The sequence below is a fragment of the Collinsella sp. CLA-ER-H9 genome, from assembly GCF_040092295.1.
GTDB lineage: Bacteria > Actinomycetota > Coriobacteriia > Coriobacteriales > Coriobacteriaceae > Collinsella.
On the sequence record NZ_JBBNLV010000001.1, the window covers coordinates 357,423 to 370,742 of the forward strand.

Consider the following 13,320-nt stretch of genomic DNA (forward strand, 5'->3'; position numbering starts at 1 on the left):
TCTCATTCCTCTCGGATTTTAGGCATCCCAGGCGTCGCGGCCGCGCAGCGCGCGCAGGCCGATGTCGTGACGCAGGGTCTTGCCCTCAAAATCAATCTTCTCGCAGGCCTCGTAGGCAAGGTTGCGAGCGTTCTCGAACGTGTCGCCCAGCGCGGTCACGGCAAGCACGCGGCCACCATTGGTCACGAGCTGGCCGTCCACCACGGCAGTGCCCGCGTGGTACACGGTCACGTTCTCCATGGCCTCGGCGTCGGCGATACCGGTGATGACCTTGCCCTTCTCGTAGCTGCCGGGATAGCCCGCGCTCGTCAGGACAACGGCCACGGCCCACTCGTCACGCCAGTCGAGCTCAATCTGATCGAGCTCGCAGTTGGCACAAGCCAGCATGACCTCGACCAGGTCATTCTTAAGGCGCGGCAGCACGACCTGAGTCTCGGGATCACCAAAGCGGGCATTGAACTCCAGTACCTTGGGACCGGCAGGCGTGAGCATAAAGCCACCGTACAGGCAGCCGCGGTAGTCGATACCCTCGGCAGCAAGCTCGGCCACGGTCTGCTCCATGACCTTCACCATGATGGCGTGCTCCTCGTCGGTCACGATGGGCACCGGGCTGTAGACGCCCATGCCGCCCGTGTTGGGGCCCTTGTCGCCCTCGAGCGCACGCTTGTGATCCTGCGAGGTGGCCATGGGACGCACGGTCTTACCGTCGGTAAAGGCCAGCAGCGAGCACTCGGGGCCGGTCAGCATCTCCTCGATGACCACCGTGTTGCCGGCATCGCCAAAGGTGCCGCCAAAACACTCACGCACAGCCTCCTCGGCCTGCGAAAGCTCGGTTGCCACGATAACGCCCTTGCCCGCGGCAAGGCCGTCGGCCTTGACGACCAGCGGAGCGCCCTGCTCGCGCACATAGGCAAGAGCCGAAGCCTCGTCGGTAAACGAACCATAGGCTGCCGTCGGAATGCCCGCACGCTCCATGAGCTGCTTGGAGAACAGCTTGGAGCCCTCCATCTGGGCGCCCTCGGCACCCGGGCCAAAGCAGGGAATACCCGCCGCGCGCACGGCGTCGGCCACGCCCGCCACGAGCGGAGCCTCGGGGCCAATTACCACGAGTCCGCATCCGTGGCTCTGCGCAAACGCCGTCACGGCCGCAGGATCGCAGTCGTCGAGAACAACGTTCTCGCCGCAGCTCGCGGTGCCGCCGTTGCCCGGCGCGATGTAGAGCTTGCCGGCGCGCGGTGATGCTGCGAGCTTAGCTGCCAAAGCATGCTCACGGCCGCCGCTGCCCAACAACAGGATGTCGATGGTTTGAGTGTCCGCCTTCAAGGGTGCCTCCTCTATGGATTAACGGCCCGCTCCACGCGAGCCCTTTGCAAGCAAATATACCCCTCGGCCGCCCGCTTGGGCTGCAAAGGGGTATATCGCAATAACCAAATAGTCCCGATTACTTCCAGAATCGGTTGATGATCTGCTCGCGACCAGCGCCAACGCCAATAAACGTCACGCGGGTGTGTGCCAGATCCTCGATAAACGCCACATAGTCCTGAGCCTCTTGCGGCAGCTCGTCAAAGCTGCGGCAACCGGTGATGTCGCACTTCCAGCCAGGGAGCTCCTCGTAGATGGGCTTGGCGTGCTCAAAGCGCACCTGATGCTCGGGCACGCTCGTGTAGCGCTCGCCATCGACGTCGTAGGCCACGCACACCTTGATGGTGTCGAAGGCCGAAAGCACGTCGAGCTTGGTCACGGCGATGTCGGTAAGGCCGTTGACGCGCGAGGCATAGTTGGCGATAGGGCCGTCAAACCAGCCGCAGCGACGACGGCGACCGGTGGTCACGCCGTACTCGTAGCCCTCCTCGGTCAGCGTGTGGCCGGCCTCGGACTCATAGGAAAGCTCGGTGGGCATGGGGCCCGAACCGACGCGGGTGATGTAGGCCTTCATGACGCCCAGCACGCGGTCGACGTTCTTCATGCCGACGCCGGAACCGGTAATGGCGCCGCCGGCGGTGCAGTTAGAAGACGTCACGTACGGATAGGTGCCGTGATCGATGTCGAGCAGCGTCGCCTGGGCGCCCTCAAACAGCAAATCCTTGCCCTCATCGATCATGTTGTTGAGCAGCAGGCTCGTCTCGGTGATGTAGGGGCGCAGGCGCTCGGCCATAGGCAGGTACTCGTCGCAAATCTGATCCACGGTGTAGGTGGGCAGGTGGTAGATGAGCTCCAGCTCGGGGTTCACGCGGGCAAGAGCGGTCTCCAGCTTATCGCGGAACAGCGCCTCATCCAGCATGTCCTGCATACGCAGGCCAATACGGGCCATCTTGTCCTGGTAGCACGGACCGATGCCGCGCTTGGTGGTACCGATGTTCTTCTTGCCGAGCTTCTGCTCAAAGGCGCCATCCAGATCGATGTGGTACGGCATGATGACATGCGCGTTGCCGCTGATCTTGAGATTCTTGGTGGTGATGCCATCGGCCTCGAACATGTCGATCTCCTCAAGGACAACCTTGGGGTTGACGATGCAGCCGTTACCGATTACCGACACGTGGTCGGAATACATGATGCCGGAGGGCACCTGGTGCAGGCCGTACTTCTTGCCGTTGACGACGATGGTGTGGCCGGCGTTGTTGCCGCCCGAGTAGCGCACGACGGCATCAAAGTCGCCGGCGACCAGGTCGCAGATCTTACCCTTGCCCTCATCGCCCCACTGGGCACCGACCAAAACGGTTGACGGCATGTTTACTCCTCACATTCATGGACTGTCCGCGCACCGCAAGCGCGCAGAAGCACAAAACATTCCCAGTATACCCGTGCAACGGGCGCCTGTCCTACTCCTCGGTATGCGCCCCATCAAGCTCATAGAACTTGGTGGATGCCGGCAGGAACATCAGGTCGACGTCGCCAATCGGGCCCGAACGGTTCTTGGCCACGACGATACGCGTAACGCCCTCGTCGGGTCGGTCGTCGCGCGAGGCCTCGGCCTCGTCGGCGGATCGGTCCAAGAACATGACGATATCGGCGTCCTGCTCGATGGAGCCCGATTCACGCAGGTCGGACAGCTGCGGGCGCTTGCCGGTACGGGATTCAACCTGACGCGACAGCTGCGACAGCGCGATCAGCGGAATCTTGAGCTCCTTGGCCATAATCTTCAGACCACGCGACATCTCGGAGACCTCGACGGTACGGCTCTCGGAACGACGTCCCGGCGGAGGACTCACCAGCTGCAAATAGTCCAGGATGATGATGGCCTTCTCCTTGTTATGGAGCATGCGGCGGCTCTTGGCGCGAATCTCGGTCACCGTGGTGCCGGGCGTATCGTCAATCAGAATATCGAGCTTGGACAGCGTCTGCGTGGCCTCATTGATGTTGGCCCACTGCTCGGGACTAATGCGGCCCGTACGGAAATCGCTGATCGAGATCATGGCATAGGCGCAAATCAGACGCTGGGCAATTTCCTTGCCCGACATCTCCAGCGAGAAGAAGCCGACGGTATAGCCCGCGGCGGCGGCGTTGAGCGCCAAGTTCAGGGCGAACGACGTCTTACCCACGGCGGGGCGGGCGCCGATGATGATGAGCTGACCTTCGCGGAAACCCATGAGCATACGGTCGAGCGACGGGAAGCCCGTGGGCACGCCTGCAGCCTGACCGCCAGCCTTGCACACTTCCTCGGCCTCGTTATAGGCCTCGACCATAAACTCGGTCAGCGTCTTGTAGCTCGACTTAACCTCACGCGCCGTGACCTTGAGCAGCTTGCTCTCGGCCAGCTCCACGACCTCTTTGGTGTCGGTGGGGGCGTTGTAGGCCAGCGCGTTGATCTCGTTGGTGGCGCCAATCAGCTCACGCAGCATCGAGTCGCGGCGCACGATGGCGGCATGGTGCTGCCAGTTGACGAGCGACAGGGTCTGTCCCATCAGCTCCAAAATGTACGCCTCGCCGCCCACGGCATCGAGCTTGTTGATGCTTCGCAGGTAATCGATCAGCGAGATGGAGTCGATGGGGATGCGACTGTTGTACATATCGACCATCGCGGTATAGATGGTCTTATGAATGGGCCGGTAGAAGTCATCGGGCTGCAGCTCGACCTGGGCCTCTTCGACCACCTCGGGCGATAGCAGCATAGCGGCCAGTACGTTGGCCTCTGCATCTTGGTTTTGGGGGAGACCCAACTTGGAACCGCGGTCCTCGACCGTCAGTCCCGTCTCCCTATCGTCATATGCCATGAGCATCCTCATTCATATCGCTTGCGAGCATCCATAGTATCAGCCACGGCTATAAATCGAGCCGCGCCTTGGCAATCATCACCGAACCAAACGGATGAACGGTCCCATACACGGAGCCGCATCTCGATGACCGCCGCGGCACTCATCCAGCGCAAAAAATAAAAGGGCACCCTGGTCTCCCAGAGCGCCCTTCTTAGAACAAGATTGTTGCGTTGCAGCAAATGCTACTCGGCAGCAGCCTCGGTCTCGACCTCGGCGGTCTCGGCCTCGGCGACCTCAGCGGTCTCCTCAACCTCAGCCTCGGCAGCGAGCTCCTCGGCGGTAACGCCGACGAGAACGACAACCTCGGCCTTGATCTCGCGGTACAGCGAGATAGCAACGGTGTGGGCACCGGCAACCTTGATGGGCTTACCGAGCTCGACGCGCTTGCGGTCGATGTCCATACCGAGCTGATCCTTGATGGCGTCAGCGATCATAGCGGCGGTAACGGAGCCAAAGAGGATGCCCTCGTCGCCAACCTTGACGTCAACGGTGACCTGCTTGCCCTCGAAGGCAGCCTTGGTCTCGTTGGCGGTAGCCAGACGGACGGCCTCGCGCTTGGCGATGTTGTTGCGACGCTCGTCAAGCTGCTTGAGGTTGCCCTTGGTGGCGGCAACAGCGAGCTTCTTGGGGAACAGGAAGTTCTCAGCGTAACCCTGAGCGACCTCTACGACGTCACCCTCGCCGCCCTTGCCCTTGATCTCATCGAGAAGAATAACCTTCATGATGCGTCTCCCTTCTTAGCCGCGGTCGCGGTTGCCACGAGAGGAAACCACGGGGACGGTGTACGGCAGGAGAGCCATCTCGCGGGCGCGCTTGATGGCGTTGGCGATGTCATGCTGATGCTGCGTGCAAGCGCCAGTGACGCGACGGGGCTTGATCTTGCCACGGTCGGTCATGTACTTACGGAGAAGCTGAGTGTCCTTATAGTCGATGAACTCAGTGTTCTCCTTGCAGAACTGGCAGTACTTACGACGCGGCTGACGTGCAGAATAATCATTAGCCATGTCAAAATACCTTTCGTTTGGCAACTTCGGCGAGCCGAAGCCGCCTCTCACTCAAAAATAGGTGAACAACCCTTAGAACGGGATGTCCTCATCGTAGACGTCGACCGCGGGCGGCGTAGCCACCGGTGCGGCAGGACGCGCTGCGGGCGCGGGAGCTGCGGGGGCGTAACCGCCCTGATCGTAGCCACCCTGGCCACCACGGGAGCTCATAAACTCGATCTCATCGACGATGACCTCAAGCTTGCTCCTGCGCTGACCGTCGCGCTCCCAAGAGCTGTAGCGCAGCTTGCCCTCGATCGCGACCTTGTTTCCCTTTGCCAGGAAACGGCTCACGGCCTCGGCGCGGGTGCCGAACATAGTGCAGTCGACAAAGTTGGGATAGTCCTCCCACTCGCCAGTCTGCGCGTTGCGGCGACGATCGTTCACGGCGACGCCAAAGGACAGAACCTGGGTTCCGCCGGCGGTGGCGCGCAGCTCGGGATCGCGGGTGAGGTTACCGGTGATGTTCACTCGATTGATGCTCATAACTCACTACTTCCTCTTGGGGCACAAGCCCAGTCCAAAACGACAGTCTTACTCCTGGTCGTCGCGACGGACGATCATGTGGCGGACCACAGCGTCGGTGATGCGCAGGACGCGATCAAGCTCGGCGATCTGGGTAGGATCTGCGTGGAAGTTGATGAGGGTGTAGTCACCATCGGTGAGGTCGTTGATCTCGTAGGCGAGCTTGCGCTTGCCCCACTCGTCAACGGAGTCGACCTTGCCAGCGCCCTCAGCGATCGTGGTATCGATACGCTTCATAACAGCGAGACGAGTCTCGGGGTCGAGCGACGGGTCAACAAAGAACAGCAGTTCATAAGCCTTCATATTGTCACCTCCTCTGGGCAAATGTGGCTTCAGGTCGTGAAGGTGCGCCTGAAGCAGGAAAAGACTTGGTAATAATATCTTTCAACCTCCCAGGCTGCAAGAATATGCAGCTACAACCTCATGACCTCCACATATACCCATGCTTACACGGCTCTTCATGCGTATTCCAACCAAATGCTGACCAAGAGCTTGACGAATTCGATAGCAAGATACGCTGCGGCGAGGACAACCTGAGTCAAACCGCAGGTCGCCGATTGCAGGGTTGTGGTCACGAAATGCATACCACCGGTTCAATCGATTGCCTCAAAATTTTTAAATTCGCTGCCACGTCATTCATGAATACCTATTTTGAACAGATCATCGAGCGGGATCTGGCTGGTCAGGATGCTTTTTTAGTACTCATCTGGCACATGCCGGATACGGGTGCGGAGCGAGCGCTTTAAAAAATGCCAAGTTTTCTGTTTGCACTTTTCGATTCCTCGTGTATACTGACTTTCGCATTTAACGGAGAGTTGTCCGAGTGGCCGAAGGAGCACGATTGGAAATCGTGTAGGCGTCAAAAGCGTCTCCAGGGTTCAAATCCCTGACTCTCCGCCAGTTAATTCCAAAGCAGGCCTTAGTGCCTGCTTTGTTTTTACCCCACGCGGAGGGGTGGCAGAGTGGTTGAATGCGGCGGTCTCGAAAACCGTTTGGCCTGTATAAGGTCACGAGGGTTCGAATCCCTCCTCCTCCGCCATTTTGGTTGAGAAAGCTCCCGGGAATGGGGGCTTTTTTGTTTTGAGTCCCTAACAAGCAAATACGGCGAAGAAGGAGGGGTTCGAACCCGCCAGGGCGCAAAGCGTAAAGAAAACGCGCCGGTGGCGCGTTTTTAGCGCAGCGCGGTCGGCGCAAGCCAACCGAATAAATTTTGAGCTCCGCTCAAAATTTAGACATCCCTCCTATTCAGCCACGCCCCCATCGCATTCAGCATCAACCCAGATCCCCAAACACGTACATCACCCCCCAAAAACGATATTTTTCGACATCTTTGGAGGGTGATGTACATGCTTGGGCCCTATGACCGTACCCAGTCCCGACCGTTTGCCGAGCAATAGGGTCGCAATAGGCGCCGAACATGTACTATGTACGGGCATTGTCCAAACCCGCAACTCAAAGGACCCCATCTTGCCCGTCGTCGCCGCCACAACCGTTACCTCACATGCCTCGGATGCCATGGTCGCTATCCCATTTTGGCTCGAGATGTTCGCCGTTGTCGCTGCATCGATCTCGGGTGTGCTGGTTGCGCGCGAACACAAGCTCGACCTGGTGGGCGCGGTCGCACTCGCGGTAGTCTGCGGTCTGGGCGGCGGTCTTTTGCGCGACATGACACTCCAGGTCGGCAACGTCTACATCCTCAACCAGCCAATGGCGCTGCCGCTCTCCATCGCCACGGCGGCCATCATTTACATCTTCCCGGCAATCGTCGATAAGCCCGACAAACTCATCCCCCTGCTCGACATCATCTCGGTCGGCATCTATGCGGCAACCGGCGCAGACAAGGCACTGGTCTACGGATTTGCACCCGTCGTTTGCATCATGATGGGCTTTTTCACCGCGGTGGGCGGCGGCATGCTGCGCGACGGCTTTATGGGCGTGGTTCCGGGCATTTTCCAACGCACCAACTTTTATGCCATCGCGGCCATCGCCGGATCGGCAAGCTATGTAAGCCTCGTCATGAGTGGCTTGGTCAGCAATGTCGCCGCGCTGGTCGTATGCGTTATCGTGACCATGGGTCTGCGCTGGCTCTCGCTGCGCTTTGACATCAAAAGCCCCACCGAAGAAGACATCGCGCACTTTTTACATCGCAAAAAGTAGATAGCACGGCACGACCTTTCGAAATGCAACCGAGAGGTTCTTTTAGAGCGCTCGCACGTTGGGTACCCTGTTAGATATACGCCGAGTATCTAACGAAGGATTCACTATGCCTTGCAACCTAGAACCGTCGACCAAGCGCCACAAAGCGCAGGCCCGCATCGCCCTCCTATTCGTACTGATTGCGCTTGCGCTGACCGTACTTCCCACGGCGTCGTTCGCCGGCACAGACACCGCGGGCAACGTACTCGCAACCGAAGCTGACTCAAATCCGTCTGGCGTCGCGGGCGACCTGTACTGGGCTGGCCAAAGCCTTAACCTGGACGATGCCTCCATCGGCCGCGATATTATCGCGGCAGGCGACAGCCTATCGATTCGCGACTGCACCGTAGGCGGCGCCATTCGCCTGGCGGCGCGCACCATCGATATCTCCAAAACCGCAATCGATGGCAGCGTGACGGTAGCCGGTCAGCACGTCGTGCTCAACACCGGTAGCACCGCCAACTGTTTTTACGCGATGGGCGATACTGTTGCCCTGCGAGGCTCCACCAAGTCGGCAGCACTTGCAGGCGATACGGTGACCATCGACGGCACCGTCGAGGGCGATGTCGAGGTTTGGGCCGACAAGCTCGTCTTGGGCAAAAACGCCCGCATCACCGGCACCGTGAGCGCGCATGTTTCCGAGGACCCCGAGCGGGCCGAGGGCGCTCAGGTCGGAGCCCTCAAGATCGACCGTACCGAGAACGAGAACACCTCAACGATTAACGACACCATCGGCGGCATCGTCGCCGCGGCGCTTTCCACCTGCTTTGTCGCGATCCTCCTCGAGCTCGTCTTTCCGCGCGCGACCGCCAGCGCCGCCGGCATGCTTCGTCAACGACCTACCCCTCTGTGGGTGAGCGGTCTTTTGGGCACGGTGGCCGCCGTTCCCGCCGTCCTGTTACTCATCATCTCGATTGCAGGTCTGTCACTCGCCGGAGCTCTCATGTGCGCCGTGATCGGTATCGCTCTGGTCTCGGCGGCGTTTACGGGCACCGCGATCGCACGCATGATCGGACACAGCCAGAACCGCTACGCCATGGCCGCCGTGGGCGGTATCGCCGCGGGCGCACTCACGGCACTTCCCCTTATGGGCAGCTTTGTCAGCGGCGTAGCCTTCGTCTTTACGCTCGGCTACGTCATCCAGATCATCTGGCGCAACGCCCGCCTCAAGCCGCAGCAGGCCGCCAATACTCCGGGCCTTCCTTCCGCCTAGCCGTCAACCACCACAAAGGGGACAGACACCTTTGCGGTGGTGCAGACCAACTCAATCCCTGTGCACCAAAAAGGGCACCGACCGCGATGGTCGGCGCCCTTTCTTGTTAGTCGCTATAAAGCTCGGCGCTTATTTGTTGACCTGACCGGCGCGGACTGCGGCCTTCTTGCGGTCGGTAGCATTGAGCAGACGCTTGCGCAGGCGGATGTTCTTGGGAGTGATCTCCACCAGCTCGTCGTCGGCGATGTACTCCAGCGCCTCCTCCAGCGAGAAGGTGCGGGGCGGCACCAGCTGGACGGAGATATCGGAGGTCGAGGAACGCTGGTTGCCCAGGTTCTTGGTACGGGCGATGTTGACGACCATGTCGCCGGCCTTGCTGCGCTCGCCCACGATCATGCCCTCGTAGCACTCGGTACCCGGCTCAACAAACAGCTGGCCGCGCTCCTGCAGCGTGCCCAGAGCGTAGGCAACGGCCTTCTCGGTGGTCATGGAGATCATGGCGCCGTTCTGGCGGTTGCCGATCTCGCCGGCATAGGGGCCGTACTCCAGGAAGGTGTGGTAGAACACGCCCTCGCCGTGAGTGACGTTCATGATGCGGTTCTTAAGACCCATGATGCCGCGGGTCGGGATCTTAAACTCGAGGTGCGTCACGATACCCGAGGTATCCATGCTCGTCATGATGCCGCCGGAGGTGCCGAAGACCTCAACGACCTTGCCCGAGTACTCGTCCGGGCACTCGACGACGGCCTGCTCGACGGGCTCCAGCTTATTGCCGTTCTCGTCCTTCTTAAACAGAACGCGGGGACGGCCGACCTGGAACTCAAAGCCCTCGCGACGCATGGACTCCATCAGGACGGACAGGTGCAGAATGCCGCGGCCCGAGACCTCGACGCCGCTCTTGTCCTCGAGCTCCTCGATCTTCATGGTCACGTTGTTCTCGGCCTCGTTGAACAGGCGCTCCTTGAGCTGACGGGCACCCACGATGTCGCCGTCGCGGCCGACGAGCGGGGAGGTCGAAGCCTCAAAGACGATGGACAGGGTCGGCGGGTCGATCTCGATGGGTTCGAGCTCAACGGGGTTCTCGGGATCGGTGTAGACATCGCCGATATCGGTGCGGTCGATGCCCACGACGGCGGCGATGTCACCGGCGCCGACTTCCTGGCACTCGGTGCGACCCAGGTAGTCGAAAGTAAAGAGCTGCTTGACGGTAGCGGTAGCGCTAGAACCGTCGTTCTTGACGACCAGGATCTGATCGCCCTGGTGAATGGTGCCGGAGTACACGCGACCGATACCGATGCGGCCAACGAAGTTGGAGTGGTCGATGGTCACACATTGCATGGCCAGCGGGGCGTTCTCGTCAACCTCGGGCGCGGGCATGTCGTCAATGATCATATCGAGCAGCGGATACATGTCCATGTTGCCGTCGTTGGGGTCAAGGCGGGCAAAGCCATTCATGGCGCTGGCGTAGACCACGTGTTCCATGGCGAACTCAAGCTGGTCGTCGGTGGCGCCCAGGTCGGCCATAAGGTCCAGGCAGTCGTTGTAGGCCTTCTCGGGGTTGGCGCCCGGACGGTCGATCTTGTTGATGACGATCATGATCTTGAGGCCGGTGTCGATGGCGTGACGCAGCACGAAGCGGGTCTGGGGCATGGGGCCCTCAAAGGCATCGACCAGCAGCAGGGCGCCGTCGGCCATACGCAGCACGCGCTCGACCTCGCCGCCAAAGTCAGCGTGGCCCGGGGTGTCGATGACGTTGATCTTAACGTCCTTGTACTCGATAGAGATGTTCTTGGCGAGAATCGTAATGCCGCGCTCGCGCTCCTGGTCGTTAGAATCCAGGACGCGGTCCTCGACCTGCTGGTTGGCACGGAAGGCGTCCGTGGCACGCAGGAGCTTGTCGACCATCGTCGTCTTGCCGTGGTCGACGTGAGCGATGATGGCGATGTTCCTCAGATTGTCTACGCGCATGTAGTTCCCCTATCTTCTATCTATATACAACCGGCACGCGTATGCGACCCGCCCAGCAACACAACGCTCGGCGGGAATTTTGAGCCTTTTACCGAAAACTCGTTTATTTTAGCGATTTTAGATAAGAGGGGTTTCCTCGCCTGCAGGTTCAGGGTCGCTCCACATAAAACCATCGCCGGCGCCCACACCCTCGTACAGTACGTATGCCGAAAAGCCGCTCTCGAGCGTCGTCTCAAAGAAACTCACAAGCAGGGCGTCATGGTAGCCGCCATCGATCTCGACACAACCGGTGTAGCCGATGGCGTAACGGGCGATGCGACCCAGGCCCTCGTCCTTAAGGCCCATCTTGTGCTCGGAGATAAAGTTGGTGGCAGCCTCGAGGCATGCCTCCTCGCCGTCCTCGTCGAGTGCCGCCAGATAGCGGTTGGACGCGGCGTCTTCGATCGCAACGACAACGCCGGGGTTCTCACCAGCGGCCAGATCGTCTAAAAATGCCCCGATGAGGTCGCACACCATGGCGTCGAGCTCGGCGGAGACGTTTCCGGCGTCCTGCATATCCTGTGCCATTTTTAGACCTTCCCATCGAGTCCGGCGTCGTTACATCTCTTGTGCCTCGGCAGCGATCTTGGCGGCGGCGTCGCGGGCGCGCATCATATCGGCGGCGCGCTTATCGAGTACCTTGATCTGGTTGGTCAGCATCACGGCATCGACCACGCCCCAGATGACCAAGCCCGTCGAAATCGAAAACCCAAGCGCACCAACTGTACCACGAAGGCGCGAGGAGATTGCTGCGACAAGTGCGGAGACGGCAACCATCTTGATAAAGGAGGCACGGCGCTCGCGAAGTGTGCGGGCCTGCGTCACACAGGCAATGCGTGCGGCCTCGGATGCCTCCGAGCGCATCTGGGCCTCGCGGGCAATGGCGGCGGCCTCGGCTGAAACGCCGCGACCCATCAGTGCACACTCAGTCTCATGGCTACTCGTCATTTAAAAATCATCGGGCGAGAGCGTATGGACGAACTCGTCGAACTTCTCAAATTCCTGCTCGTCATCGATTTCCTCGGCAACCGGAGAGACGGTCCCCAGGCGGTTCATGATGTCGTCCTCAACAAACATGGGAGCATTGCTGCGCACGGCGAGGGCGATGGCATCGCTCGGACGCGCATCGATCCTATGCTCACTGCCGTCGGCCAAAACGACGACCGTCGCGTAGAACACGGGAGGCTCGGCACGGACAATCTCGATGCGCTCGAGTTTTGCATCCAGGGCATCAAGCGTATCGAGCAGCAGGTCATGGGCAATCGGGCGCTCGGCACGACCGCTGTCGATACCACGGCTAATAGCCGCAGCCTCAAAGGAACCAGTTTGGATAGAAAGGGAGCGCAGTGGCGCAGGGGAGTCCGATTTGCTGCAGCGCTCGCGAAGTACGATAAGCGATGGCACGGGACCGGCGGCCATGACGATGGTCTCTATGTCGACACGAACCATGGAACACCTCCGGTACGTAGCGGTTAACACGCGGCGCCTTCGCCGCATTGAATAGCTATACTACCCAATCTTTCGCACAGCACACAAAACCAAAATGAGTTTTATCACACACAAGAAAAAAGCCCCGAGGCCATGCCTCGAGGCTCTTCACAGTTTTTATGGTGGACCTGACAAGATTCGAACTTGTGACCTCCCGGTTATCAGCCGGACGCTCTAACCAACTGAGCTACAGGTCCATCATGGTGGAGGTTAGGGGGATCGAACCCCTGACCTCAGGCTTGCAAAGCCCGCGCTCTCCCAGCTGAGCTAAACCCCCACGGAGACAGTAATAAACACCCCAGCGGCGACTCGGCTCTCGCTGGGGTGTTTATTGCGAAAGAAAGTGGTGGACCTGACAAGATTCGAACTTGTGACCTCCCGGTTATCAGCCGGACGCTCTAACCAACTGAGCTACAGGTCCATCGCGCAAGGGATATATTAGACGAGTCGTTACGCGCGCGTCAACAACTTTTTTGAAAATCTTTGGAGGGTGTTCGCCCCGGCCGCACGGCGGCATGTGAAGTCGCCTGCTCGGACAGTCCTAACTCGCGCAGAGAGCACATTAAGTGCTCTCTGGCTCGTGCGGAACTCGCGA

The 13,320-nt window shown here is 60.0% G+C and carries 14 protein-coding genes and 5 tRNA genes; 5 read left to right on the top strand and 14 right to left on the bottom strand.

What is annotated here, in order from left to right; genetic code table 11:
• Positions 1 to 18: 18 nt before the first annotated feature.
• The 7 genes from purD to rpsF all read right to left on the bottom strand — a co-directional run bounded on the left by purD (position 19) and on the right by rpsF (position 6,124).
• A complete protein-coding gene (purD, locus tag AAAX73_RS01440; protein ID WP_349124833.1) occupies positions 19 to 1,323 on the bottom strand; it encodes a phosphoribosylamine--glycine ligase in 1,305 nt (434 codons plus the stop codon).
• Positions 1,324 to 1,441: 118 nt separating this feature from the next.
• The gene (locus AAAX73_RS01445) at positions 1,442 to 2,728 is read right to left on the bottom strand and encodes an adenylosuccinate synthase (RefSeq protein ID WP_349124834.1); all 1,287 of its coding nucleotides are present in this window, start codon (positions 2,726 to 2,728) and stop codon (positions 1,442 to 1,444) included.
• Between the two features lie 91 nt (positions 2,729 to 2,819).
• Positions 2,820 to 4,217, bottom strand: a complete 1,398-nt coding sequence (dnaB, locus tag AAAX73_RS01450) for a replicative DNA helicase (RefSeq protein WP_117778659.1) — start codon at positions 4,215 to 4,217, stop codon at positions 2,820 to 2,822.
• A 218-nt stretch (positions 4,218 to 4,435) separates the two neighbouring features.
• Positions 4,436 to 4,975, bottom strand: a complete 540-nt coding sequence (gene rplI, locus AAAX73_RS01455; protein WP_161194402.1) for a 50S ribosomal protein L9 — start codon at positions 4,973 to 4,975, stop codon at positions 4,436 to 4,438.
• A 15-nt stretch (positions 4,976 to 4,990) separates the two neighbouring features.
• Positions 4,991 to 5,257, bottom strand: a complete 267-nt coding sequence (gene rpsR, locus AAAX73_RS01460) for a 30S ribosomal protein S18 (protein WP_117778657.1) — start codon at positions 5,255 to 5,257, stop codon at positions 4,991 to 4,993.
• 72 nt (positions 5,258 to 5,329) lie between these two features.
• Positions 5,330 to 5,782, bottom strand: coding sequence for a single-stranded DNA-binding protein (gene ssb, locus AAAX73_RS01465; RefSeq protein WP_006235830.1), 453 nt, complete (start codon positions 5,780 to 5,782; stop codon positions 5,330 to 5,332).
• 48 nt (positions 5,783 to 5,830) lie between these two features.
• Positions 5,831 to 6,124 (bottom strand): 30S ribosomal protein S6, encoded by a 294-nt coding sequence (rpsF, locus tag AAAX73_RS01470; RefSeq protein WP_006235831.1) that lies wholly within the window; start codon positions 6,122 to 6,124, stop codon positions 5,831 to 5,833.
• 275 nt (positions 6,125 to 6,399) lie between these two features.
• Between rpsF and AAAX73_RS01475 the strand changes: the two genes are divergently transcribed.
• The 5 genes from AAAX73_RS01475 (at position 6,400) to AAAX73_RS01495 (ending at position 9,230) form a co-directional block, all read left to right on the top strand.
• A complete protein-coding gene (locus AAAX73_RS01475; RefSeq protein WP_195246532.1) occupies positions 6,400 to 6,567 on the top strand; it encodes a hypothetical protein in 168 nt (55 codons plus the stop codon).
• A 63-nt stretch (positions 6,568 to 6,630) separates the two neighbouring features.
• Positions 6,631 to 6,721, top strand: a tRNA-Ser gene (locus AAAX73_RS01480).
• Between the two features lie 48 nt (positions 6,722 to 6,769).
• Positions 6,770 to 6,860: transfer RNA gene (locus AAAX73_RS01485), tRNA-Ser, on the top strand.
• A gap of 428 nt (positions 6,861 to 7,288) precedes the next feature.
• Positions 7,289 to 7,978 (top strand): TRIC cation channel family protein, encoded by a 690-nt coding sequence (locus tag AAAX73_RS01490; RefSeq protein ID WP_349124835.1) that lies wholly within the window; start codon positions 7,289 to 7,291, stop codon positions 7,976 to 7,978.
• Positions 7,979 to 8,084: 106 nt separating this feature from the next.
• On the top strand, positions 8,085 to 9,230 hold the full coding sequence (locus AAAX73_RS01495) for a polymer-forming cytoskeletal protein (RefSeq protein WP_349124836.1): 1,146 nt from the start codon (positions 8,085 to 8,087) through the stop codon (positions 9,228 to 9,230).
• Between the two features lie 129 nt (positions 9,231 to 9,359).
• Here AAAX73_RS01495 and typA read toward each other — a convergent pair whose 3' ends face one another.
• The 7 genes from typA to AAAX73_RS01530 all read right to left on the bottom strand — a co-directional run bounded on the left by typA (position 9,360) and on the right by AAAX73_RS01530 (position 13,146).
• Entirely contained in the window at positions 9,360 to 11,198 is a 1,839-nt protein-coding gene (typA, locus tag AAAX73_RS01500) for a translational GTPase TypA (RefSeq protein ID WP_118226034.1), read from the bottom strand.
• Between the two features lie 117 nt (positions 11,199 to 11,315).
• On the bottom strand, positions 11,316 to 11,765 hold the full coding sequence (locus AAAX73_RS01505) for a hypothetical protein (protein ID WP_035136509.1): 450 nt from the start codon (positions 11,763 to 11,765) through the stop codon (positions 11,316 to 11,318).
• A 30-nt stretch (positions 11,766 to 11,795) separates the two neighbouring features.
• Positions 11,796 to 12,185, bottom strand: coding sequence for a hypothetical protein (locus AAAX73_RS01510; RefSeq protein WP_349124837.1), 390 nt, complete (start codon positions 12,183 to 12,185; stop codon positions 11,796 to 11,798).
• Positions 12,186 to 12,686 carry a bifunctional nuclease domain-containing protein gene (locus tag AAAX73_RS01515; protein WP_195363842.1) on the bottom strand — a complete coding sequence of 167 codons (501 nt, stop codon included), beginning with the start codon at positions 12,684 to 12,686 and terminating at the stop codon, positions 12,186 to 12,188. It lies immediately after the preceding gene.
• A 159-nt stretch (positions 12,687 to 12,845) separates the two neighbouring features.
• Positions 12,846 to 12,922, bottom strand: a tRNA-Ile gene (locus AAAX73_RS01520).
• 4 nt (positions 12,923 to 12,926) lie between these two features.
• A tRNA-Ala gene (locus AAAX73_RS01525) sits at positions 12,927 to 13,002 on the bottom strand.
• 67 nt (positions 13,003 to 13,069) lie between these two features.
• Positions 13,070 to 13,146, bottom strand: a tRNA-Ile gene (locus tag AAAX73_RS01530).
• Positions 13,147 to 13,320 lie beyond the last annotated feature (174 nt).